Source organism: Candidatus Nanogingivalis gingivitcus (genome assembly GCF_004151455.1).
In the GTDB taxonomy this organism is placed as follows: domain Bacteria; phylum Patescibacteriota; class Saccharimonadia; order Saccharimonadales; family Saccharimonadaceae; genus Nanogingivalis; species Nanogingivalis gingivitcus.
Map to the genome: position 1 here is coordinate 33,217 of NZ_PRLK01000005.1, position 24,477 is coordinate 57,693.

Here is a 24,477-nt window from a genome sequence, read left to right on the forward strand (position 1 = left end):
AAAATGAATCAGAATTTAAGAATTGAAATTTTACTAGAAGAGATTGTTCGCAAAAATGCTAGCGACTTGCACTTACATGTTGGATTACCTCCAATGATGCGTCTAGACGGAGCTTTAACTCCAATTTCAGGTTATCAAAAATTAAATGCAGAAGAAGTTGAGACTCTTGTTTTTGCTATTCTAGACGAAGATCAGCGTAGAATTTTACTAAAAGATAAAGAGTTTGACTTTTCGTTTGCATTTGGAGATTTAGGTCGTTTTCGTGTAAACGCCTTCCATGAGAGAGGAAATTTAGCCGCCTCACTACGCTTAATACCAAATCAAATCAAGACAATAGCAGAACTTGGCATGCCTCCAGTAATACAAAATTTTGCAGAATTTCCACGAGGTTTAGTTTTAATTACAGGCCCAACTGGTTCAGGCAAGTCTACAACTTTAGCTGCTTTAGTAGATAAAATAAATAGCGAAAAAGCTCAACATATAATTACAATTGAAGATCCTATTGAATTTACCCATAAATCCAAGAGATCAGCAGTTGTTCAGCGTGAAGTCCATTACGATACTTATTCTTTCACAGCTGCCCTCAGAAGCGCTTTACGTCAAGACCCTGATGTTGTTTTGATTGGTGAGATGCGAGATTTAGAGACTATATCTGCAGCCATTACTATTGCAGAAACAGGCCATTTAGTATTTGCTACTCTTCATACTAACTCAGCGGCACAATCTATTGATCGTATGATAGATGTATTTCCACCACATCAACAACCTCAAGTTCGCTCTCAGCTAGCGAATATTCTACAAGGTATTTGTGCACAAAGATTAATACCTGCTATTGGAGGAGGTAGAGTTGTTTCTGCTGAAGTTCTTGTGGCTAATGCTGCTGTAAGGAATATTATACGTGAAGGTAAGACACATCAATTAGATGCTGTAATACAAACTGGTGCCGATCAAGGTATGCAAACTATGGATAGAACATTAGTTAAACTAGTTCAAACTGGTGTTATTACTTACGATAATGCACGTGAATATGCTGTGGATATTGTAGAATTTGAAAGGTTAATGAGAGGTTAGTATGAAAAAATTTTCATATAAAGTTAGAGATAAAGTTACTGGAAAAGTTGTAAAAGGTGAAATCCAGGCAGATACCGAGCACGCTGCAGGTAAAGCCCTATTAGATCAAGGCTATGTACCTATAGATAAGCTTAAAGAAGTAGGCAAGGAGAGTGCTTTTGCTAATATAACAAATAGAATTACTTCTAAAGATAAAATTGTGTTTACGCGTCAGTTTGCTACACTTATTGGTGCTGGGCTTCCGTTGGCTCAAGGTTTACGAACAGTTAGCGAACAAACAGAAAATAAAAAAATGCGTGCAGTTATAGATGATATTCTGGCAAGTATAGAATCAGGATCATCTTTATATGACGCTTTTGCGAAGCACCCAGAGGTGTTCGATAAAGTTTATCTAGCTTTAGTTTCAGCCGGAGAAATTTCTGGTACCTTGGATGAATCCTTGAGAAGAATCGCTGCGCAACAAGAAAAAGATGCAGCAATGATGAGTAAAATTAGGGGAGCTTTGACTTACCCAGCTATTGTTTTAGTTGTTATTTTGCTTGTTATGATTTTTATGATGGTACAAGTTGTGCCACAAGTTAAAAACCTATATAAAGATATGCATCAAACTCTTCCTATGGCAACTGAAATATTGATTAATATCTCAGAGTTTATGACTAGCTTTTGGTGGCTAATTCTAATTATTATTGGTGTTAGTGGATGGTTCTTTAGACAATTCCTAAAAACTGAAGCTGGTATAAAATTCTCTGCAGCCTTCAAGTTGAATGTTCCTATTTTCAACCCATTATTTAGAAAATTATATATGGCACGTTTTACAAGAACTGGTCAAACATTGTTATCTACTGGTGTAGCTATGTTGGATATGTTAAATATATGTGGAGATGCTATGAACAATGTTATTGTTAAAAATAGTATAGATTTGGCAGCCAAGTTAGTTCAAGGTGGTAAAAATTTATCAGATTCACTAAAGGATAAAGATTATATTCTACCCCTAGTTCCACAAATGATTTCTATTGGTGAACAATCTGGAAAAATTGATGAAATGTTGGGGAAAACAGCACAAGTTTATGAAGATGAATTAGATGAACAAATTAAGGCTATATCAACAATGATTGAACCAATCTTAATGGTTATTATGGCTTTAATGGCTGGTGGACTTATTGGTGCTATTCTATTCCCTATCTATGCTCTTGTTAATAAGGTTTAATAATGTTCACTATTTTTTACTTAATATTCTTTGGTATTCTAGGTGCTATATTTGCTAGTTTTGCTGTAGCGCAAGTATGGAGATTGAGAGCTTCCCAAATTGCTAATGACAAGGAGGAGCTTTCCAGAAAAAGTAACATTAAAATTTTAAAAAATATCATTAATAAGAAAGATAAAGTAGATCGTTCTCGCTGTTTACATTGTGGATATTATTTAAGATGGTTTGATTTAGTACCGATATTGTCATGGATAATACTAAGGGGAAAGTGTCGTAAATGTCATAAGAAAATTGGGTATACTGAAATAGTTGCAGAGATTTTTGGTTTTGTAATTTTCTCAGTATTATTTATAATCTTTAACCCTATACATGGTAGCCATATTGATATTAGTTTATTATCTAGAATTATATGTTTATATATAATATTCATACCATTATTAATACTTTTCATATATGACCTAAAATGGTCGCTACTACCTACTAAAATTCTTTGGATATTTAATATTTTAGCATTTATATATTGGTGTTTAGGTACTTATAACCAACAAGATATTTTAAATATTATTTCAAACCTCACTATAGCAATTATATTTTTTCCTATTACATACCTTATTCTTTCTCTAATTTCAAAAGGTAAGTGGGTTGGGGATGGCGATTGGATTTTAGCTTTAGGGTTAGTTTTATTAATGCCAAATTTACCAATTTTTACAATTTTATTATTACTACTATCTAATATTATAGGTCTTCTTTTTATAGTGATTCTATCATTAATAAATAGGAAAAAAATTAAAAGAGGAGCGCAAATTCCTTTTGGTCCTGCAATGATTTTGGCTGCGTTAATAATAATATTGTTGCAAGGCTATATCTTCCAGATATTAGTTTCCGTATATTAAAAATAATAAGCTTATGCTATAATTATATTCATGAAAGGCTGCACGGGTGAATAGTATGAAAAAAGGTTTTACTATTATAGAAACGATGCTTGTTCTAAGTGTAACAGGCCTACTTTCTGTTGGAATTATGGTTGGATGGAGCGTTAATATTAACCGCCAAAGATATGATGACTCTGTTAATACGTTTAAGTCAGATATTCAACAAATATTTTCAGATGTAGAAAATCCAACAAACCAAAATGATAGAAAAATAGCTTGTACTTCTAATACTAGGTCTCTAAGTTTAAGCGAAGGTGGTACTGGAGGACACACAGGAACTTCTCGGGGGGCTTCTGATTGTATTTTATTAGGTAAATTTGTAGTTTTTGAAGGTAATACCCTTACACAATTTGATGTTATTGGTAGAGATATCAACCCTCAAAGTGATTGTGTAAATAGTTATGGTACAAGAGATGCCTGTAAGGATGCTATAGAAGCACTTAGAGCTACTAATTTTGTTATAGCTACAGGAGCTAACGGTACTGCTAACCCACCTATAGTTAAAAATCTAGAATGGCGAGCAAGAGCTATTCCTGCTACGGAAAGTCGTGGTAAGTTTAATTTCCCAAGAGGATTTAACGATATTGATTTAGGTGTCCAAAATTCTTTAAACGGACATACAGTTAACGGGTTAATGATAATTAGGTCCCCGTTAGATGGCACGGTCATCACTATGGCTATTCCTGTTGCTTCACCTGACAGTAGTAGCAATCAGTATAATAATAGTGGTTTTATTAATAATTACAGGAATGCTATTATAAATAATAGTAATAGTTTAATATTAAGTCATAACCGTAGAATTGGTTTTTGTGTAATTAATGGAGATACTAATGTTCTAGTGTATGGAAGGAATAAAGTAGTAACTATAGGTGGATCGGCTTCTTCGGTAGAGGTTGCACCTCTAGATGGTGATAATAGTAGATCTTGTGGAGCTCTTGATGCACAAGGACGAGTAGATATTAGGGGAGTATTATAATGAATTCAAATAAATTCAAAAATGGTGATACTTTAATTGAAGTTTTACTGGCTATGAGTATTTTTGCTTCCTTAATGGTTGGAGCTTTGTACTTAATGAATAGTGGGTTATCTAAAGCCCAAACAACTCTTCAAATAACGATGGCCAGAAATTTAATGGATTCGCAAGCTGAATTTTTAAGGTACAGTAACGCTGCTTTTATAGCTAACTACCCAAGAGAGGTTGTACGAGGTAGCGCTGCTAGTCGCTGGCAAGATTATATTGGTGATACTAGGCCATCAGCATCTAATTTAAACGATTGTAGCGATAAAGCCCATTCTTTTGTGATTAACCCTGTTAATGGAGAGAAAATTACAAGATCTCTTGTTGATGCTAATACATTCCCTATGATTGCTTATGACTTAGATCCAGGCGTTAATAATAACGACTCTAACCATATAAGAAATAAAAATAATTTTAGTCAGGCACAAGGTATATGGGTTCAAGCTATTCAAGGAGATCGTGGAAAATTTTACGACTTTCATATTAGAGCTTGTTGGCAGCCAGCAGGTTCAGTAGCGAAATTAACATTAGGTACTATTGTGAGGTTATATGCACCAACAAGATAAAAAAGGTTTTACAATTATTGAACTCATGTTGGCTATGTCCGTTGTGGCACTATTACTTTTAGCTATTGCCACCATGACAATGCAAATGATAACAATAATGACAAAGGGTAATACTTTCCGTGAGCTAAATGCGGCAGGTAGAACTATTAACGATGATTTTACGCGTGAGTTTAACTCAATTTACGGACTAGGGGAGTGGACAGGTAGAGTCGTAAATGATCCAACTGCAGATGCATATTATGTTCGTAATGGCGACAGTGGGGCTTTTTGTGACGGAAAAAGTTCTTATTTATGGAATCTTTACAATAATAGAAGAAGGGATGTTGCCGACGATATTCACTTTCAGAATGGTGATCCTATTAGACTTGTTAGGGTGAGTGACCCTACTAGATCTTACTGTCAGGATAAAAATTTATGGACTAGAGTGCCCAATAACAGTAATGTTAAAAACATTTTATCTGAAGGGGAAACTGGCCTTATGCTATATGATATTCAATTTTCAACAGCGCCAAAATTGATAGATAATGCTTCAAATCAATCTATAGTTAATATAGCATATGTGTTAGGTACTAAAAATGATAATAATCAGATAAATGTTGCTGGTATGAATTGTAACCCTACTGGACAATACAAGGATTATTGTGCTATAAATAAATTTGATATAACAGTTAGAACCTTAGGAAGAAAATAATTTTTTCAATAATAATATAAATACCCCTACAAAAGGGGTATTTATATTTCGGTATGAAACTGATCGTGAACATCTTTTAAGTGTTGGTCGGTTATGTGTGTATAAATCTGTGTGGTTGAGATACTAACATGCCCTAGCATGCTTTGCACAGATCTTAGGTCTGCTCCGTTAAGTAATAGGTCTGTAGCGAAGCTATGTCTCATAGTATGTGGTGATACTTTTTTTGTAATGCCAGCCAGTCTAGCATATTTTTCTATCATCCTTTGCACAGATCTCGCCGTTAATCTTCTATAATTACCATCTAACGATGGCGCAGTACACCTCTTACTGTAGTTTATGAAAAGAGGTGATAGGTTATCTTTTCTGGACTTTAAATAATTATCTATATGCTGCGAGGCTGTTTTACTTATAAAAATTGGTCTATCTTTATTTCCTTTACCTCTAACACTAAACTCTCTTCTTTTTGTATTTATATGGTCTCTATTTAAATTTATTAATTCCGAAACGCGCAATCCACTAGAAAAAAGTAGTTCTAAAATAGCCCTATCTCTTAAGCCTAATTCAGTATCTTGAGGTATTACCTCTAAAAGTCTTTCAACTTCTTCATAATGTAAAAAATTAACTTGTGGCTTAGTCATTTTGGGTAATTCTATTTTTGTAGGCTCAAGGCTTTTTATATCTCTTTTTGACAGATAGGTTAAAAGCCGTCTTAGGGCTATAAGGTGGTAAGCTTGTGTGGATTTACCTAAATTAACTCCATTATAGTTTTCATAGCGATTTAGCCATAAACGGTATTTTCGAACTAGCTCATAACTTATTTCTGAAACTTTAATGTCTCCAGCAAATTCAATGAATCGTTCAACATATAAAGTATAATTTTCAGCCGTTTTTTTAGATCTTCCGCCCTCAACCTCTATAGACTCTATAAAATTATCCAAGGCTTCTGATAAATACATATAAATATTATAGCATGTATATTGATAAAAAAATTAAGTAAGAATATAATTAAGATAATATAGGAAAAGGAGGAATTATGAATATTGAGAGAACTCTAGTTTTATTTAAACCAGACTCAGTACAGAGGGGTATTGTAGGTGAGATATTAACAAGGTTTGAACGAGTGGGTCTTAAAATAGTTGGAACTAAAATGATTTTTCCTGATAAAGAGCATTATCATAAGCATTATGAGGGAATTGGCAAAATGGTCACCAGAAGAGGTGAAAAAGCTTTTGATATGACCTTAGATTTTATGATACAGGGCCCTGTAATAGCTATGATTTTTGAGGGAGTAGAGGCTGTAGAATTGGTACGTAAAATAGTAGGTGGCACAGAGCCAAAAACTGCTATGCCTGGAACAATAAGAGGTGATTACTCTCATATGAGCTTTGGCTATGCTGACGCCAAAGGAAAAGGAATCCCTAATTTAATACATGCTTCCGGCAATAGACAGGAGGCAGAAGAAGAAATTGTCCACTGGTTTAGAGATGGTGAAATTTATGACTATTCTCAACCTAGAGAAAAATTTACTCGCTAAAATTACTAAAATTTGTTATAATTTTAGTATGCCTCAGTAGCTCAATTGGATAGAGCGGCTCCGTCCTAAGGAGAAGGTTGTAGGTTCGATTCCTGCCTGGGGTACCATTTTTTTATGAAGAATAAAACTGATAAAAGAATTTTTAGTGGTCAACGAGAGGATGAAGAATTTCTTTTTGTATTTCGTAGGCATATAATTTCAATGCGTAAAGGATTCTATCTTTTTCTGGGTATTTTTGCTTTATCTTGCCTTCCTACTTTTATTTTTATGAAATTTGAAATGCTTTATGTAGCCCTTGGAGGGTTTATTTTTGGGTTAGTAGCTTTCTTGTATCATTTTATATTATGGTATTTTTCTATTTTTATTGTGTCTAATCAACGCATAAGACAAATATCACAATCTGGAATATTTAGTCATAGAGAAATGGATTTACCATTATCTAAAATACAAAGTATTAATTATGAAATACCTGGTATGTTTGGTGAATTATTTCATTTTGGAACAATAAATATTTTTACAATAGTCGGAGATTTGGAGATAAAAAATGTTGATAAGCCTAGTTATGTATATAATAGATTGCAAGATGCTATGATGTCATTTAGTAACAAAGGAGATGAATGAAAAAAATAATTAATAATATAAAAGATAAGGTTACTAAAAAAGATCTACAGGAAGTAAGTTTATCTAATAAAATAACAAACTCTACTTTAGAGGAGCAGAGACAGGAGATATTAAATAAAGGTAGAAAATTTAAATATCCTGTACAATATAGTAAAAATAAATTAATAATCAATACTACATTAATAGCGATGGTATTGTTTACTGGTGGTTTTGCTTTAACTGTTTTCCAATTATATAAAGTACAGAATGATAGTGATTTAATGTATAGAATTACATCAGTATTTCCTTTTTCTGTTGCCAGTATCGATGGTAGTAAAGCTTCTTTTAGTGATTATCTTTTGGAATATCGCTTAAATATGACTTACATAAATAAACATAAGGATATAGTAGAGGGTGCGAATGATATAGATACATTATCTAAGCGTTATAAAAGACAATCTTTAGATAATGCTATAATGAATGCTTTAGTTGCAAAGATAGCTAAAGAAAATAATATAACAGTTTCGGAAACTGAAGTTAATGATTATTTTAATCAGCTCAAAAAAACACAGAATGGTGATATTTCTGAAAATACTTTCTATGCTATAGTTAAGAATAACTATAATATATCTCCATCGGAATATAGACGTATCTTTATTGAATTACCTCTTCTTAGACAGAAGGTCTCGGCTTTTATAGATAAAGATGCTGAAAATATTAAAAACCAAATTAGTCAATTCCTTAAAGAAAATAATAATGACTTTTCTAAATTAGTTGAAAAATTTGGGGAAAAAATTGAAGTAGGAAATTCTGGAGTCGTAAAAAAGACAAATATTGATGGTGGTAAGGCAAAACGTGCTAGTGAATTGAATATCGGCAGTGTATCAGAGCCATTTATATCTAGTAGTGGAGATGGATATTATTTTGTAAAGACTATAAAGAAAAATGAAACTAATGTTAGCTATGATTATATTAAAATTCCTTTTAAAGAATTTAAAAATAGACTCGATAATCTAAAAAAAGAAGGTAAAATTCAAGAATATATTAATATATAATAAAATAGAGCCAGTCGTAAGAGGCTCTACTTTATTATATATTGGCAAATAAAAAAGACCCATAAAGGTCAATTTATAGTCTATTTGGCGGGCCCGACCGGATTCGAACCGGCGATCTCCTCCGTGACAGGGAGGCGTACTAGGCCATCTATACCACGAGCCCATTGATAGACTGCTATAATTATACTAAATAGAATAAACTAATGCAAGTGTTTTGCGTTTTAAAATTGTCTTTTTTTGTGCTATAATTTTATCATGCCGATATAGCTCAGCTGGTAGAGCAACGCATTCGTAACGCGTAGGCCAGCGGTTCAATCCCGCTTATCGGCTCCATGTAAGATTATGAAAAAGAAAATTATAGACTTATTTAAACCATTATTTAAAGATAAAACAGTATTTGGATATATGTTTTTAGTATCTTTTCTAGGTATCCTATTTTGGCTTATTTTGGCACTAAATACACAGTTTGTCGATCGTTTAATATATTCAAGATATACATTTTTTGGAACAGAGCACTATTATAAAGATGTTTGGTATTATAGATTAATAGTATCTACCGTTGGTATTGTTTTAATGAGTTTGCATAATTTTATTATTGCAAAGATATATAAAATATTTGGCAAAAGGTATACTTTATTTTTTGCCGTTTTAAGTGCTGTAGTTGCAATTATTGGTATATTTATTATTACTGCATCTATTAGGGAGATACCTAATCAATAATGAATGATATAGAGATTCCGCAAGGTAAAAGAACGAAGTTCTATCGTTTTTTTGAGATATTGCCAGCATTCCTTAGCTATTCAGCTTTATTATTAATGGTTGTATTATCAATAATATCGCCTTTTTGGGCTTCAGTATATTTATTAACTATTGTTGTAACTCTGCTTATAAAATCTATCGGTATAGCATATAGAACTTTTGGTGGCTATATGAAAATGAAATCAGCAATGAAAGTAGATTGGAGCAGAAGGCTTTATGAATTATCTAACCCACAAGAATATAAAGCCGGCAACAAAAAAGATTTTCATTATCATGAGCATGAAAAAAATATAAAATTAGCTTTAGACGGTAAAATTACTATTAATGCAGGTAGCATTTTTAATGCAATAATTATTGCAGCTTATAATGAGCCATATGAAGTGATTAAGCCCACTATAGAATCTATATTGAAGACTACATTTTCTAAAGAAAAAACTTTTATAGTTTTAGCTTACGAAGAAAGAGGCGGGGAAGATATAGAAAAAACAGCAATTAGGTTGCAAAAGGAGTTTAAGAATAAATTTTATAATTTTGAAATAGTTAAACACCCTAAAAGTATACCTAATGAAGTAGTGGGTAAAGGCGGAAATATTACTTATGCAGGTAAGTTTTTAGCAGAGTATTGTAAAAATAATAATATAAAATATAGTGATGTTATTGTTACTACTCTAGATAGTGACAATAAACCAGATAAAAACTATTTTGACGTTGTGACATATGAATATATAGTTAGAAATGATAGAAAACACTTTTCATATCAGCCAATATCATTATTCTTAAATAATATTTGGGATGTTCCAGCTCCTATGAGGGTGGTAGCTACAGGTAACTCTTTTTGGAATATAGTCGTTTCTATGAGGCCACATTTAATTAGGAATTTTGCTTCACACTCTCAAAGCTTAGACGCTTTAGCCGAAATGAATTTCTGGAGTACTAGAACTATAGTTGAAGATGGTCATCAATTTTGGCGTAGCTACTTCCATTTTAACGGAAAATACTCTGTTGTGCCAATTATGATTCCTATTTATCAAGATGCAGTATTAAGTGAAACATTAATTAAAACGTTAAAAGCGCAATTTATACAATTGCGTAGGTGGATGTACGGAGCTAGTGATGTGCCTTACGTTGCTAAAAATATTTTTACAAAAAATCGTAAAGTACCTTTTTGGGATAGTTTATTTAAATTTATAAGGCTTTTGGAAGGGCATGTTTCTATGGTATATCAAGCACCAATTACTGCTTTTGGGGGGTGGATTCCATTATTAATAAATGCGTCAGCATCAAGGAGTTTAATATCTCACCAATTACCAAATATAATTAGTATTATTCAACAAATAGCAACGGTAGGTCTTTTTGTGGCTATATTAATTAGCCTAAAAATGTTACCCCCAAAACCTGCTAGGTATAAAAAACACAGAACTTTATTTATGGTTCTTCAATGGGGACTTATGCCTATAACTGCAATATGTTACGGCTCTGCATCTGCTTTTTATTCTCAAACTAGGCTGGCTCTTGGCAAATATTTAGATAAGTTTGATGTCACGCAAAAAGGTACTGTAGAAGATATAGCAAAAGCTAAAGAAGAAAGAAAAAATAAAAAAATGAAATTAAAATAGATTAATTTCATTTTTTTATTTTGGTGGGCAATAGAGGACTCGAACCTCTGACTTTCACAACGTCAATGTGACGCTCTAGCCAACTGAGCTAATTGTCCATATTTTTATATTAATCACATTCTATCAAAAGTTGAATTAAAAGTCTATAAATGCTAAAATTAAAAGAATAAACATACTATTTAAGGGAGTAAAATGATGCAGGAAGCTAAGAACAATTTAAAATTATCTACTATGCGTCATAGTCTAGCTCATATTATGGCTGCGGCTGTTCAAAGGCTATATCCAGATGCTAAATTTGGAGTTGGCCCTTCTATAGAAGACGGTTTTTATTATGATATAGATCTTGGCGAGAAAAAGATATCAGAAAAAGATTTTGTTAAGATTGAAAAAATGATGCGAAAAATCATTAAAGAAAATCAGCAGTTCATTAGAACTGAAAAAACTATTGAAGAAGCTATAGAATGGGCTAAAGAAAAAAAACAGGATTATAAATTAGAATTGTTAAATGATCTAAAAAAATACGGAACAACTAATGCGAATGTTATAAGCTCTGAAATCTTTGACGATAAAGAAATAGAAAATGATGTTAAAACAGTTAGCTTCTATACTAATGGCAATTATCAAGACCTATGTCGTGGTCCGCATGTTGATGATACTAGCAAGATAGGTGCTTTTAAAATTATGAAAGTTGCTGGTGCGTATTGGAGAGGAAACGAAAACAATCCCCAAATGCAAAGGCTATACGGGGTAGCTTTTGATAGCGAGGAAGAGCTAGAGCAATACTTAAATAAGCTAGAAGAAGCTAAAAAGAGAGATCATCGTAAACTAGGCAAGGAGCTTGACTTATATACGTTCTCGCCGTTAGTAGGTGCAGGTCTTCCGCTATTTACTCCAAGAGGAACTGTTCTTAGAGATCTATTAGCTAGCTATTCTAATCAATTAAGGCAAGAATACGGCTTTCAGAAAGTGTGGACTCCACATATTACAAAGAAAGACTTATATGAAAAATCTGGACACTGGGCTAAATTTGGTGAAGAACTTTTCTTGGTTACCAGCCAAGAGACTAGCGATAGCTTCGCTTTAAAACCAATGAACTGTCCTCATCATACACAAATTTATGCCTCTAATCCTAGAAGCTATAAGGATCTTCCAATTAGATACCTCGAAACAACTACAGATTATAGAGATGAAAAAACAGGTGAATTAGGAGGTCTTAATAGGGTTCGCTCATTAACTCAAGATGATTCTCATATTTTTTGCCGTAAAGATCAAATAGAGGTAGAAATACAAAATCTACTTAGCTGTGCTAATAAGTTATATAGTAGTATTGGAATGAACCTACATGTTAGGCTTAGCTATAGAGACGATTCAGATGGTTATTTAGGCGATAAAAGTCTATGGCAATCTGCCCAAGAGCAGCTTAAAAAGGCTGTAATAAGTAATAATTTAGACTATTTTGAGCAAGAGGGCGAAGCAGCTTTTTATGGTCCTAAAATTGACTTTATGGCTACTGATGCAATTGGCAGAGAACACCAGGTTGCTACAGTTCAATTAGACTTTGTTCAGCCTCAAAGATTTGAATTAACTTATAAGGATAGTGAGGCCCAAGATAAAACACCAGTTATGATACATTGTGCACTTCTTGGTTCTATAGAACGCTTTATGAGTGTATATATTGAGCATCGTGCTGGATGGTTTGATTTTTGGGCTACACCTGAGCAGATTAGAATTTTACCTATAAATGATAAAGTTGATTCATATATATCCGAAGTGAGCGCTATCTTAGACAATATTGTAATTAATAGCCCTATTAAATTTAATCAAATAAGATACTCTATTGATAATAAAAAAGGTTCTTTAGGTAAAAAAATTCGTGATGCCGTTAAAATGAAGATACCTGTCCAAATTATTATTGGTGAGAGGGATATGGATAATAAAGAAGTAAGTATTCGCATACGTAAAAATGGTGATTTTATAGAAGAAAGTATTAGCTTATCAGATTTAGAGGCATATATTAAAAGTATATAAATGAATAAAGTTTTGTTTATAACAGGCCCTACTGCTAGTGGAAAAACTAGTTTAGCTATAAAAATAGCTAAAAAGTTTAATGGTGAGATAATCTCTGCAGACTCCAGAGCTATTTATAGAGGTATTGATATAGCGTCTGCTAAACCTAGCCTAGAAGAGAGAGATGGGGTGATCCATTGGGGCTTTGATATAGTTAATGTTGGTGAACGCTTTACTGCTTATGATTATCAACAATATGCTTACAAAAAGATAGAAGATATTCTTTCTAGGTCGAAACTGCCTATAGTTATTGGTGGAACTGGACTATATATAGACTCTTTGTTGTATAATTATCAATTTTCCAGTGAACCTAATTATGAGCTTAGAGACAGTCTAGAGAATAAGAGTTTAGAATACCTTGTAGAATATTGTAATAAAAACAATATAAATATGCCAGAAAATAAAAAAAATAAACGATATATAATTAGAGCAATAGAAAAACAAGGTTATAAAAATAATGGTAGAAAAGACAATGATTTTACTAGTATAGCAGTAGGAATAACAACAGATAGATCAGTATTAAAAGATAGGATAGTTAAAAGAAACCGGGAATTCCTAAAATTAGGAATTATAGAAGAAACCATTTGTCTTTCGAATAAATTTGGGTGGGACAATGAATCCATGACTGCTAATGCCTATCCATTAATTAGGAAATATTTAGATAATGAAATTAATCTAGAAAAACTTATAGAACTTATGAGTATTAGAGATTGGCAACTAGCAAAAAGACAGATAACATTTATGAAGAGAAATAAGAAAATACATTGGCTACAGCTAGAAGAAGCCGAGGCTTTTATAGAAAAAGAATTAAGTTAATTATAGCTATAAAATATAATAGTTATGTGCTAAAATATTATTATGGAACGCAATATAGACTCGCTATTCGGTTCTAAAACGAGGGTTAAATTATTAAACCTATTCTTTAATAATCCTAACACTAATTATTATGTTAGAGAAATAACTAGGTTAATTGATGAGCAGGTAAATTCCGTAAGAAGAGAGCTCTCTAATTTACAAGAGGTAGGTATAGTTGTAAGTACTAATAATGAAAGGAAATTATTCTATACTTTAAATCACGATTTTGAATATTACCTACCACTAAGGGCAATTTTTTCTGACGAACCTATGCTATTAAAACGACAGAATACAGATGATAAAAATAGCAATTACTGGGATGATAAGTTATCTTTAGTATTAGATTATATTAATGTTTTCATAATATCTGGTAGATTAGTAGAAGATTCTACTTCTAAAGTAGATATGATTATCGTTGGAGACAATAAGGATAATAAACTATCAAATTGGGCTAATAGCCTAGAAGAATCTATGAATAAACAGCTTAACTATTCAATTATGAATACTAGCGAGTTTTATTATAGGTTTAGTACGAAAGATATTTTTCTAAATAGCGTATTAAAAAATAAATACAAAGTAATTTTAGATAAGAGCAATATTTTAGGTAAAGAGTAAGGAAAATTATTTATATGTTTGAGATTGAATATAAAGGAGCTAATACTGTTGTAATAAGTACAAAAAAGACTAAACTTGTAGTAGATCCTTTATCTAATATAGAGTACAAATATAGTCCATCAAGTGATGCGGTTTTTTTGGCAACAGAGGAACGATTTTTGCCTGTAGATGAGGATTTTTCTATACTTAAAATTAGTTATCCAGGAAGTTACGAGGTGCAAGATTTTTCTATAAACGGTTTTCCTGAGACTAGGCATATCGACAGTGATGGTAGTAAAAAATCCGTTATTTATAGCATAGAAGTTCAAGGTGTAAGAATTGGCTTAATCGGAAATATATCTGCTAATTTTTCTGACGAACAACTAGAGAATTTAGGAGTTTTAGATATTTTAATTTTACCAGTTGGTGGTAATGGATATACACTAGATGCTACATCAGCCTCAAATATAGCACGAAGATCTGATGCTAAAATTATTATCCCAATTCATTATAATGATGGATCTACTAAGTATGAAGTTATGCAAGATGACTTAGATATATTTACGAAAGAGATGGGGTTAGATACTGAAATTACATCTAAGTATAAAGTTAAAGGGATTAATACTCTTCCAGAAAAAACTACCGTAGTAATTATAGAAAAAACAAAATAAAAAATAAACCCTTAAGGGTTTATTTTTTATAGTAGACCTTTTTTTCGTAAGGTTCTTATTGCACTCGTACTTAGATTTAGGCGAACTTTTTTACCATCAACTATCAAAGTTTTCTTTTGGATGTTTGGTTTAAAAGTTCTTTTAGTGCGACGCAATGAGAAGCTAACATTATGTCCGTGTTGTTTTCCTTTACCGGTTAAATCACATACTGCCATTTTAAACTCTCTTTACTTATTATTTACAATCCGTTATATTATATATCATTTAAACTAAAAGGTCAAGTAGTGTATAATATACTTATGAACTTAGATATTATAATCATAGGTTTTTTGTTTGTCCTATTTTCCATGATAATTCATGAAATTGCTCATGGAATTATGGCGTTATGGTTGGGGGATTGTACAGCAAAAAATATGGGGAGGATAAGTTTAAACCCTACAAAACACTTAGATTTATCTTTAAGTATATTTTTACCTATCGTTTGTATACTCACTAACTCTCCTATAATAGGAGGAGCTAAACCTGTGCCTATTAATAAAAACAATCTAAAATGGGGAAATATAGGTATGGCTATAGTTTCTCTTGCCGGTCCATTATCAAACTTTATATTAGCTATATTAGCTATATCACTTATAGTTATATTTAATAATCCTATAGCTAGTATTTACCTACTATTTTTTGCAAAAATTAACTTAGGTTTAATGATATTCAATTTAATACCGATCCCTCCTTTAGATGGATCAAAAATATTATACCCATTAGCACCAGATTTTATAAAGGGTCTTTTTGATAAAATTGAAATGCGCGGTTCTTGGATCGCACTTATCGTAATAATATTGTTTTCTTCAGAAATTTCTGTTTTTGTATCATTTTTACAGTCTTTAATTATTAATGTATTTATGGCTTTTTTATCATAATAATGCTATAATATAGTTATCCTTAGAGTAGATAATGATTTTTCCTGAATAATCATTGATATAGGAACTCCAAATGATGGTCTATTGCCGTGGCAATAGGTTGCGGAGGTATCCACCCTTGCGATTTTGCGGGGAAAATATCACAAACTATTCTAAGGTTTTTTATTTTATGATAAAATTGTATGTATAGCTCATTGAATAGTCGCTGGATATTTTACATTCAGAGGAAAGTCCGGGCAGTATAGGACGCAACAGTTGCTAACGGCAACCGAGGGTAACCTTAGGGAAAGTGCCACAGAAACAATACCGCCTTTAACTAAAGGTAAGGGTGAAATGAGTGAGGTAAGAGCTCACAGTTACTTATAGTGATATAAGGTAAGAGGTAAACCCTGTTGACTGCAAGGAGAACTAAAAAAATGGTTGTCCGCCATAGTTCGTTAACCGCTTGATTCTTAAAGCAATTTAAGAGCTAGATAGATGACTATTCTCGACAGAACCCGGCTTACAGATGAGCTTATAAAAAATAACCCCTTATAGGGGTTATTTTTTATTTTATAGATTCTACTATTTTAGCAAATGCTTTTGGTTCACTAACTGCTAGCTCTGCTAATACCTTTCGGTCTAGTTCTATTCCTTTAGATTTTAGCCCTGCAATTAATTTTCCATATGTAGTACCATTATTTCTAGCTGCAATATTTATACGTGTAATCCATAAACCGCGTAGATCTCTTTTTCTATTCCTTCTATCTCGATATGCATATTGCAATGCTCTAATTACACCTTGCTTAGCAAGCCTATATGAGCGAGTGCGTGCATGTTGCATGCCTTTTGCTGCTTTTAGGATTTTTTTATGCTTTGCTCGTGCTGTTACACCTCTTTTTACGCGCATACTATTTTACTCCTAGTGCTCTTTTAATATTTTTAGCTACAGAACCTTCTATTGTAGCACTTGTATTAATTCGTCGTTTTCGACTCTTGCTCTTTTTTGAAAGCATGTGGTTCTTAAAAGCTCGCTGACGAAGAACTTTACCTGTTTTAGTAAGCTTCACTCTCTTAGCTGTGCCTTTGTGTGTTTTTAACTTTGGCATTTATTTACTCCTTATTACCAAGCTCAGATTGCGACCGGCCATCTGAGGCTTTTGTTCTATTATGGCTTCTTCGTCAAGAAGGGTAATTATTTTATTAGCCATATCAAACCCAATTTCTTTATGGGCCATTTCTCTACCTTTAAATACTATTTGTATTTTTACTTTATTTCCTTCGGATAAAAATTTCTTAATTTTTTTAATTTTAATCTCTAGGTCACCATTTCCGATTTTTAGCCCAAATCGCATTTGTTTAAGTTCTGTAGACTTAGCTTTACGTTTATTTTTCTGCTGTTCTTTCATTTTTTGATATTGGTATTTCCCCCAATCGATAATTTTAGCAACAGCAGGGTTTGCATTTGGTGATATTTCAACTAGGTCAACGCCAGATTTTTGTGCTATTTTTATAGCTTCATCAAAACTCATTATTCCTAATTGCTCACCGTTTTCCCCAATAACTCTTAATTCTTGGGCACGAATTTCTTCATTAATTCGATTTTTTTTATTAATAGTCCCTTCCTTTCGACTGCCTTAAATAAAAAACAATTTACTCAAGTGAGATTATACCAAAAAAACTTTAATATTGCAATATATAAGAGAGGCTTATACTGATTTATATCTATACTGCAAAGCTTCACTAATATGTTGATCTTTAATTTCTTCAGAATTATCTATATCTGCAATAGTGCGTGCCACTCGTATTATTTTTAAATAAGAACGAATCGATATATCTAATTTTTCTGTTGCAAATTCGAGGAGCTCTTTTGCAGTAGGGGATATTTTAAAATTATTTTTAACATCGTTTAAGCTAGCATAACTATTGTAAAAAACACTACTTTTATATCTATTTTGTTGTAATAACTTAGCCGATTGTATAGAGTTGTATGCAGATAACTGCTCTTTATTTGAATATTGTTTTTTTGACAATAGTTTATTATTATCAATCCTATTTACCTCTATTATTATATCTATACGATCTAATATTGGACCAGATATTTTTCGCTGATAGTTAGATATTTGGCTTGCACTACAAGTACATTCCTTATGTTTGTCGCCAAAAAAACCACAAGGGCAAGGATTCATAGTTGCTATTAGCATGAAATTGGCAGGGTAAGTTGCTTTTCGGTTTGACCTACTAATAGATATCTTTTTATCTTCTAACGGCTGTCTGAGAGAATCTATAGTATTTTTTTGAAATTCTGGGAGTTCATCTAGAAAAAGTATTCCATTATGAGCTAAGCTAACTTCACCAGGCATAGCATTTGATCCACCACCAATTATGGAAATATTACTAGCAGTGTGATGTGGAGACCTGAAAGGTCTATTTATATTAACTGAGACATCTTCAACTAGACTATGTATCTTTAATACTTCCATTTTTTCTGTAGGATTTAATTCCGGCAATAATCCTAGAGCAACTTTAGCTAACATTGTTTTACCAGTACCAGGAGGTCCAGTCATTAATATATTATGCCTACCTGCGATAGCGATAGTAAGGGCACGTTTAGCTTGTTCTTGATCTATTATGTCATCAAGAATAATTTTTTTAGTAATAGTATTTTTAATTTGATAATCCGTAGTGTTTGGTAGCTTAAGCTCTCCTTTTAAGTGAAGAAAAACATCCTTTAATGTTTTAGCTCCAACTATATTAATACCGCTCAATAACTGGGCTTGTTTAGCATTATCTTCTGGAACTATAACTTCTTTTATTCCTATAGATTTAAGTTTTTCTATTATATTTAATATACCTCTAACTTTTCGTAATTTACCATCTAGTGATAATTCTCCAACAAAAGCTTTTCCTTTTATGTCTTGAGGTTTTACTGATCCATTAATAGATAAGATAGCTATTGCTATAGGTAAATCAAATAAAGTTCCATCTTTTGGTATTTCTGCTGGAGCCAGATTTATAATTATTTTCTTTGCAGGAAAATCCAGGAGTGAGTTCTTTATTGCACTTCTAACTCTTTCTTTTGCTTCATCTATGGCTTTATTTCCCATTCCTACGATTTGGAGTCCTGGTATTCCTTTAGAATGGTCTACTTCCACTTCTATTATTTCCGCTTCATAACCTAGTGGTGCGGCAGATAAGACTTTACATACCATAGCTAAATTTAAGCATATATATTTTGTTTTTTCAATATATGCTATAATTTATATGTAATGGGGCTGATTTAGCTTTTGACAATAGGAATTTAATAAATTAATTAGCAAGTCGTTTACTACGTAAAAGTATTAAATATAATTGCAAAATCTAATTTTGTAGCTAAAGCCAAGGAATTCTTTGCAGTTCCTGCTTTCGCATTCGCTGCTTAATAATATAGCGATCGTTGTGTACGGGTAGGGCAGTAACTACTTTATACGGCGTCATATTTTTTACTGATCGCTACTACAAGAAGTAACGGTTGTAGTAGTTAAAATATAGTTACAATTTCTAGATTATTTTTGTTTCTTTTATAGATTTAGATCTTATTTTAAAAGAGAATAAACTTGTAGAAGATTAATTTATTACCTTTTGGACCCGAGGGCAGTTCTCGGCAGCTCCACCATTTTGACTTATTTTATAATAAGCTTTTTTTATTTTTTCTAAATAAAAAATGAGCGACTGCGAGGAACGCTCATTTTTAGTATAGTAATGTGGAGTTTTTGATTTTTAATTTTTTTGGCTAGTAGGCTGCGGAGCCCTACAATGTAAATAATTTTTATTTTTGGCTTATGTATAAAATATTTATTCATAAGCTACACTTATAATATAGCTTAATAAGCATAAAGTCAATAGATTTTTTAAGTTTTTTGTATAATTTTTTTACACACAATAAACAATAGATACAGTAGAGGAAAATACCACATACAAGATACTTTAATACGTATAATATTGACAAAAATGCTTATGTATGATATCATTTAATTAGTTTTTGAAAAGAAACAAAAACAAAAAACAAAATTAAAAAGTACATTACAGAGAACATTATAATTATCGTTATTTTTGATCGTTTGAGCGGATCTTGAGTGGCGATTTGATATTGCAAGAGATTACTGAAAATGTCATTGATTTTCTAGCTTTTGAATAATTGAATTGCCTGAAAGCTCCGCACTTATGCGTAGAGCGCGAGGAAAATATGTAATAAGTACTTGATATTTTCTAAAGAAAATATTTTAAGGAAATCCTCATGAAATATGCCCCTCTAAAAGAGGAGCGGTCAAGTAGCCTAAAAGGGCAGATCGTGAGCCACGAATAATAGTAAAGTTTTTAGTTTCGTTTGGTTATATTCACTAGTTTGCCCTTTGGGCTTAGTTTTAAATAGGTAGAATAATGATTTCGAAAATATATTTAGTATTATCACTAATTGCTCTTTGCGGTATTATTGCAATAGTGAATTTATTTACACCTACGGATATTGGTCCATTAGGAATATTGGGTTTTTTTGTTCTGGTATATATTATGTCTGTAGGAATGGTTAACTTATTTTTATATGGAGTATATAGATTAATTTATATGCTAAAGTCTAATATATTCCAAAGTAAGGAGAGGAAAACGAATAATCATAATATATCATATTTTTTGAAATATTCGTTAGTCATATCGTTTACTCCATTAGTATTGATAGCTCGTCAATCTTCTGGGGGTATTAACCTATTGGATATTTTTCTATTGCTCATAATAGAAATTATTGCTTTAGTTTACGTTTCAAAACGATAATGTTTATGCTATAATGTTAGTATGGAACCTAATAGGAACATAAACATTCCTCAAACATTTGAAGCAAACATAAAAAGTGTAGAAAGTCCACATGAAGTGGGCTCTTTTGCGTTAGAAACTAATATAAACAAGATAGATAAAAATGAAGCTAAAAGGGAAGTTGTAGATATAGCAAATAAGATTCTAGAGGCTAGCAACCCTCCAATGCCATTATCTCAAGAAAATATTATAACTCCTAACCCAGTGCAAACAGCAAGCTCTCCTTCTGTAGCTAAAGATATTGACCTCATGGAAGATGCTTGGGTCAAGGATTTAAAGAAAATGATAGAAGAAACTAAAGGTGACCCCTACGCCCGTGAAGTTAGGTTTAAGGAAATGCAAATAGATTATTTAAAGAAAAGGTATAATAGAATTATAAACGGTGGTAGATAAATGGCTTTTTGGATAATAATTTTTGCAAGTTTTGTTATAGTTTGTGTAGCTAGTTTTTTAATTTTCGAACAATATAAACGCATAGTTCGAGAAGCTAAGAACTATGAACGTGGATTAAAGATGGTTCCTATGAAAATACATCTTCCACCACCTACAGATGATATTGAAATTGGTGGAAGAGATAGCAGGGACGTAGTAGACGAAGCTTTAAGTGAAGCGCAAACTATGTATAATATTATATCCAGCACTGCTACTAAAGGTTTTAAAACACGGCTGTATGGACAAAGACATATATCTTTTGAAATAGTTGCTAGCAATGGCTTGATACATTATTATGCTGTAGTACCTGCTGTTATAACCGAAACTGTCAAGCAAGCAATAGCTGCTGCATATCCTACTGCTAGATTAGAAGAAGTTGAGTTAGAAACAATTTTTAGTAAGCAAGGAAAAACGCAAGGTGTTATAGGTGGTGAGTTTGTATTAAAGAAAAATTTTTATTATCCCATTAATACTTATCAAGACAGTCGTCGTGATGCGATGAGATCTTTACTTGATGCGTTGAGTAGCGTTTCAAGGGGGGATGGTGCATCAATTCAAATAATGCTACGTCCTGCAGATGATAAATGGACATCATTGTCTAATAAATATATAGAAAAAATTAGAAACGGTAAAGGCAAAAAAAACAACGCTGTAGCTCCAGCATTAGATATACTAGAAAGCCTCTGGAAACCACCAACATATGGTAATAATGCTACTGGTTCTAGTGATGTAAAAATTACTTCATTAGAGCAAGAAGAAATTGAAGCTATAGAAAATAAGATAAAGCATCCAGGATATGAAGTGCTTATAAGAACTGTTGTATCTTCTACTACAGCGTCAAAGAGTCAAGCTATTCTTCAAAGTATTGTATCGGCTTTTTCGCTTTTTGATTCACCACGATATAATGGGTTTAAATTTATTACTGCAAACGACATTGATGAATTGGTAACATCTTACATATTTAGATTCTTCCCTCAAACGCTAACGGAAAATATATTAAATAGTGTAGAATTATCTACAATGTTTCATTTACCTAGTCGTAGTTCAATACCTACAGAAAAAGTTCAAAGGCAGAGAATTAAACAAGTCGATGGCCCTACAGAACCAATGGAAGAGGGCTTGCTTGTGGGAGTTAACGAGTTTAGGGGCGTAGAAAAGCAAATAAGGTTAAGCACTAATGACAGAAGGAGGCATACCTACATTATAGGTCAAACTGGTATGGGTAAGTCTAAACTATTAGAAAACCTTGCCTATCAAGATATAATGGACGGTAGAGGTTTTGCCTTTATAGACCCTCACGGTGATTCTGTAGAAGAATTAATTGGGATGATCCCTAAAGAGCGTCTTGATGATGTTATATATTTTAATCCAAGTGATATGGATAACCCACTAGGATTTAATATTTTTGAAGCTAAGACGAACGAAGAGATGGATTTTGTTATTTCTGAAACTAATTCCATGCTTAAATCATTATATGATCCAAATAATCAAGGCATTGTAGGTCCTAAAATGGAAAGTATAGTTCGTAATGCCGCTATATTATTAATGAGTGATCCTAATGGCGGTACTTTCATGGACATACCTAAGGTATTGGTTGATCCAGATTTTGCAATTTCTAAAATAAAGTATCTTAGGAATCAAAGAGCTATAGATTTTTGGACTAAGGAATGGCCAGCTTCTCAAAAATCGAGCGACGCAGGTGAAATAACTTCTTGGGTAGTATCCAAATGGGCACCTTTTGAAAGTGGACTTATAAACAATATTATTGGCCAAAAGAATTCTGCTTTTAATATTAGAGAGGTGATGGATAATCAAAAGATCCTTTTAGTTAATTTATCTAAAGGTATGATGGGTGAGCAAGCAGCTAAACTATTAGGAATGGTTTTTGTAATGAAGTTTCAGGCCGCAGCTATGAGTCGTGCTGATACCCCAGAAGATCAGCGAAAAGATTTTTGTTTATATGTTGACGAGTTCCAGAACTTTGCCACAGATAGCTTTGAGTCCATACTATCTGAAGCACGTAAGTATAGGCTTAATTTAGTATTAGCTAACCAGTTTATGACTCAGCTAACAGATAGAATAAAAGGTGCTATTATCGGTAACGTCCCTACTAAGATAGTTGGACGTATAGGTATAGATGACGCTGAGAGTCTTCAACGCGCTTTTGTGCCTACGTTTACTGCTGAAGACCTTACTAAATTGCCTAACTATCATGCCATAACAACAGTTTTGATTAACGGTATACCATCTGCACCATTTACTATGAGACTACTACCACCTCTTGGTAAATCTAACCCTGAGTTACGTAATGCTCTGAAAAAATATTCTGCATCAAAATATGGTAGGCCAAAAGCTATAGTAGAAGCAGAGATTCGTGATAGGTTATCTGTTAATAAAAATAAAGTACCAGCCCCATCAAATCCTCAATTTTCATATCAAGAGCCTAAACAAGTTAATTATGCTAATCCTATATTAAATCAGGCTAATATTCCAGCAAAAAAATCAGAAAATATAGATAGTAATATGGTTCAAAGAAATAATAATTATAATAATTCTGCAAATAACGACCTAAGTGATACCTCCGATAAAAAGAGCTTCTTGGACAATTGGGTAGATAAAAGAGAAAAAATGCGTTCTAATAGGATTGATAATGGACTAATAAAACAATCTGAAAGTATAAAAAATAATGCATTAGTTATTAACAATATTAATAGCTCAAATAGCTCAGAGAAAGTGTTAGAAGAAAATCTAGAAAAAGATATAAGAAAACTAGTCAATAATGCTACTAGCACAAATAATATAGCTATTGCAGGGTCAAAAATAAAAATTAATAATGCTGATAGTAAAGATAAAAATGAAGAAATAGTATTTAAAATACGGTAGATGTATCTACCGTATTATTTTTTAAAAATATATGCTGTTCTTGTGAGTATCACTGCTATTAATATAATATATAGTAAGTATTCTATAGGCAACAGAAAACCTTGTATTAGGAATATAAAAAAACCAAAATAATATACTAATAAACTACCTAAAATAGCTATGGAAAATATTTTAGGGTTAATAATCTT

The 24,477-nt window shown here is 32.2% G+C and carries 24 protein-coding genes, 4 tRNA genes and 2 other RNA genes; 22 read left to right on the forward strand and 8 right to left on the reverse strand.

Features of this window, described 5'->3' with window-relative positions:
- Positions 1-3 precede the first annotated feature (3 nt).
- From G6CMJM_RS01985 to G6CMJM_RS02010, 6 genes are read left to right on the forward strand one after another with little or no spacing between them, the layout of a single operon-like run.
- Entirely contained in the window at positions 4-1,071 is a 1,068-nt protein-coding gene (locus G6CMJM_RS01985; protein ID WP_129718808.1) for a type IV pilus twitching motility protein PilT, read from the forward strand.
- Between the two features lies 1 nt (position 1,072).
- Positions 1,073-2,278: a type II secretion system F family protein gene (locus G6CMJM_RS01990; RefSeq protein ID WP_129718809.1), complete on the forward strand. Its 1,206-nt coding sequence runs from the start codon at positions 1,073-1,075 to the stop codon at positions 2,276-2,278.
- Positions 2,279-2,280: 2 nt separating this feature from the next.
- The gene (locus G6CMJM_RS01995; protein WP_129718810.1) at positions 2,281-3,168 is read left to right on the forward strand and encodes a prepilin peptidase; all 888 of its coding nucleotides are present in this window, start codon (positions 2,281-2,283) and stop codon (positions 3,166-3,168) included.
- A gap of 55 nt (positions 3,169-3,223) precedes the next feature.
- Complete coding sequence (locus G6CMJM_RS02000; protein ID WP_129718811.1) at positions 3,224-4,183, forward strand: type II secretion system protein; 960 nt, start codon at positions 3,224-3,226, stop codon at positions 4,181-4,183.
- Complete coding sequence (locus G6CMJM_RS02005; RefSeq protein ID WP_129718812.1) at positions 4,183-4,791, forward strand: type IV pilus modification PilV family protein; 609 nt, start codon at positions 4,183-4,185, stop codon at positions 4,789-4,791. Before G6CMJM_RS02000 ends, G6CMJM_RS02005 begins: the two co-directional genes overlap by 1 nt.
- A complete protein-coding gene (locus G6CMJM_RS02010; protein WP_129718813.1) occupies positions 4,775-5,482 on the forward strand; it encodes a PulJ/GspJ family protein in 708 nt (235 codons plus the stop codon). The genes G6CMJM_RS02005 and G6CMJM_RS02010 overlap by 17 nt, the downstream gene beginning before the upstream one ends.
- 41 nt (positions 5,483-5,523) lie before the next feature.
- Here the strand turns inward: G6CMJM_RS02010 and xerA are convergent, their stop codons facing one another.
- Positions 5,524-6,438 (reverse strand): site-specific tyrosine recombinase/integron integrase, encoded by a 915-nt coding sequence (gene xerA, locus G6CMJM_RS02015; protein ID WP_129718814.1) that lies wholly within the window; start codon positions 6,436-6,438, stop codon positions 5,524-5,526.
- A gap of 77 nt (positions 6,439-6,515) precedes the next feature.
- On the opposite strand from xerA, the gene G6CMJM_RS02020 reads away from it, so the two are divergent.
- The 4 genes from G6CMJM_RS02020 (at position 6,516) to G6CMJM_RS02035 (ending at position 8,671) form a co-directional block, all read left to right on the forward strand.
- Positions 6,516-7,016 (forward strand): nucleoside-diphosphate kinase, encoded by a 501-nt coding sequence (locus G6CMJM_RS02020; RefSeq protein ID WP_129718815.1) that lies wholly within the window; start codon positions 6,516-6,518, stop codon positions 7,014-7,016.
- Between the two features lie 30 nt (positions 7,017-7,046).
- Positions 7,047-7,123 (forward strand) — tRNA-Arg (locus G6CMJM_RS02025).
- 7 nt (positions 7,124-7,130) lie between these two features.
- Positions 7,131-7,637 carry a PH domain-containing protein gene (locus tag G6CMJM_RS02030; RefSeq protein ID WP_129718816.1) on the forward strand — a complete coding sequence of 169 codons (507 nt, stop codon included), beginning with the start codon at positions 7,131-7,133 and terminating at the stop codon, positions 7,635-7,637.
- On the forward strand, positions 7,634-8,671 hold the full coding sequence (locus G6CMJM_RS02035; RefSeq protein ID WP_129718817.1) for a SurA N-terminal domain-containing protein: 1,038 nt from the start codon (positions 7,634-7,636) through the stop codon (positions 8,669-8,671). The genes G6CMJM_RS02030 and G6CMJM_RS02035 overlap by 4 nt, the downstream gene beginning before the upstream one ends.
- Positions 8,672-8,756: 85 nt before the next feature.
- Here G6CMJM_RS02035 and G6CMJM_RS02040 read toward each other — a convergent pair.
- A tRNA-Asp gene (locus G6CMJM_RS02040) sits at positions 8,757-8,834 on the reverse strand.
- Positions 8,835-8,928: 94 nt separating this feature from the next.
- Here G6CMJM_RS02040 and G6CMJM_RS02045 point away from each other — a divergent pair.
- The 3 genes from G6CMJM_RS02045 (at position 8,929) to G6CMJM_RS02055 (ending at position 11,046) form a co-directional block, all read left to right on the forward strand.
- A tRNA-Thr gene (locus G6CMJM_RS02045) sits at positions 8,929-9,004 on the forward strand.
- A gap of 9 nt (positions 9,005-9,013) precedes the next feature.
- Positions 9,014-9,391 (forward strand): hypothetical protein, encoded by a 378-nt coding sequence (locus G6CMJM_RS02050; RefSeq protein WP_129718818.1) that lies wholly within the window; start codon positions 9,014-9,016, stop codon positions 9,389-9,391.
- Complete coding sequence (locus tag G6CMJM_RS02055) at positions 9,391-11,046, forward strand: glycosyltransferase family 2 protein (RefSeq protein WP_129718819.1); 1,656 nt, start codon at positions 9,391-9,393, stop codon at positions 11,044-11,046. Before G6CMJM_RS02050 ends, G6CMJM_RS02055 begins: the two co-directional genes overlap by 1 nt.
- Positions 11,047-11,067: 21 nt before the next feature.
- Here the strand turns inward: G6CMJM_RS02055 and G6CMJM_RS02060 are convergent.
- Positions 11,068-11,144, reverse strand: a tRNA-Val gene (locus G6CMJM_RS02060).
- Positions 11,145-11,238: 94 nt separating this feature from the next.
- Between G6CMJM_RS02060 and thrS the strand changes: the two genes are divergently transcribed.
- From thrS to G6CMJM_RS02080, 4 genes are read left to right on the forward strand one after another with little or no spacing between them, the layout of a single operon-like run.
- Positions 11,239-13,074 (forward strand): threonine--tRNA ligase, encoded by a 1,836-nt coding sequence (gene thrS / locus G6CMJM_RS02065; protein WP_206660767.1) that lies wholly within the window; start codon positions 11,239-11,241, stop codon positions 13,072-13,074.
- Positions 13,075-13,929: a tRNA (adenosine(37)-N6)-dimethylallyltransferase MiaA gene (miaA, locus tag G6CMJM_RS02070; RefSeq protein ID WP_129718820.1), complete on the forward strand. Its 855-nt coding sequence runs from the start codon at positions 13,075-13,077 to the stop codon at positions 13,927-13,929.
- Between the two features lie 42 nt (positions 13,930-13,971).
- Positions 13,972-14,583, forward strand: a complete 612-nt coding sequence (locus G6CMJM_RS02075; RefSeq protein ID WP_129718821.1) for a winged helix-turn-helix domain-containing protein — start codon at positions 13,972-13,974, stop codon at positions 14,581-14,583.
- Positions 14,584-14,597: 14 nt separating this feature from the next.
- Entirely contained in the window at positions 14,598-15,233 is a 636-nt protein-coding gene (locus G6CMJM_RS02080; protein WP_129718822.1) for an MBL fold metallo-hydrolase, read from the forward strand.
- A gap of 26 nt (positions 15,234-15,259) precedes the next feature.
- On the opposite strand, the gene rpmB is transcribed toward G6CMJM_RS02080, so the two are convergent.
- Complete coding sequence (gene rpmB / locus G6CMJM_RS02085) at positions 15,260-15,448, reverse strand: 50S ribosomal protein L28 (RefSeq protein ID WP_129718823.1); 189 nt, start codon at positions 15,446-15,448, stop codon at positions 15,260-15,262.
- A 132-nt stretch (positions 15,449-15,580) separates the two neighbouring features.
- Between rpmB and G6CMJM_RS02090 the strand changes: the two genes are divergently transcribed.
- Both G6CMJM_RS02090 and rnpB read left to right on the forward strand, forming a co-directional pair.
- On the forward strand, positions 15,581-16,150 hold the full coding sequence (locus G6CMJM_RS02090; protein WP_129718824.1) for a site-2 protease family protein: 570 nt from the start codon (positions 15,581-15,583) through the stop codon (positions 16,148-16,150).
- Positions 16,151-16,336: 186 nt separating this feature from the next.
- An RNA gene (gene rnpB, locus G6CMJM_RS02095) (RNase P RNA component class A) lies at positions 16,337-16,671 on the forward strand.
- A 26-nt stretch (positions 16,672-16,697) separates the two neighbouring features.
- On the opposite strand, the gene rplT is transcribed toward rnpB, so the two are convergent.
- The 4 genes from rplT to G6CMJM_RS02115 form a co-directional block, all read right to left on the reverse strand.
- Positions 16,698-17,039, reverse strand: coding sequence for a 50S ribosomal protein L20 (gene rplT / locus G6CMJM_RS02100; RefSeq protein WP_129718825.1), 342 nt, complete (start codon positions 17,037-17,039; stop codon positions 16,698-16,700).
- Between the two features lies 1 nt (position 17,040).
- Positions 17,041-17,238, reverse strand: coding sequence for a 50S ribosomal protein L35 (gene rpmI, locus G6CMJM_RS02105; RefSeq protein WP_129718826.1), 198 nt, complete (start codon positions 17,236-17,238; stop codon positions 17,041-17,043).
- Positions 17,239-17,745, reverse strand: coding sequence for a translation initiation factor IF-3 (gene infC, locus G6CMJM_RS02110; protein WP_129718827.1), 507 nt, complete (start codon positions 17,743-17,745; stop codon positions 17,239-17,241).
- Between the two features lie 93 nt (positions 17,746-17,838).
- Entirely contained in the window at positions 17,839-19,341 is a 1,503-nt protein-coding gene (locus G6CMJM_RS02115) for a YifB family Mg chelatase-like AAA ATPase (protein ID WP_129718828.1), read from the reverse strand.
- 59 nt (positions 19,342-19,400) lie between these two features.
- Between G6CMJM_RS02115 and ssrA the strand changes: the two genes are divergently transcribed.
- The 3 genes from ssrA to G6CMJM_RS02130 all read left to right on the forward strand — a co-directional run bounded on the left by ssrA (position 19,401) and on the right by G6CMJM_RS02130 (position 24,289).
- Positions 19,401-19,784: a transfer-messenger RNA gene (gene ssrA / locus G6CMJM_RS02120) on the forward strand.
- Between the two features lie 1,172 nt (positions 19,785-20,956).
- The gene (locus G6CMJM_RS02125) at positions 20,957-21,367 is read left to right on the forward strand and encodes a hypothetical protein (protein WP_129718829.1); all 411 of its coding nucleotides are present in this window, start codon (positions 20,957-20,959) and stop codon (positions 21,365-21,367) included.
- Positions 21,368-24,289 (forward strand): type IV secretory system conjugative DNA transfer family protein, encoded by a 2,922-nt coding sequence (locus G6CMJM_RS02130; RefSeq protein ID WP_129718830.1) that lies wholly within the window; start codon positions 21,368-21,370, stop codon positions 24,287-24,289. It abuts the gene before it with no gap.
- Positions 24,290-24,477: the final 188 nt, after the last annotated feature.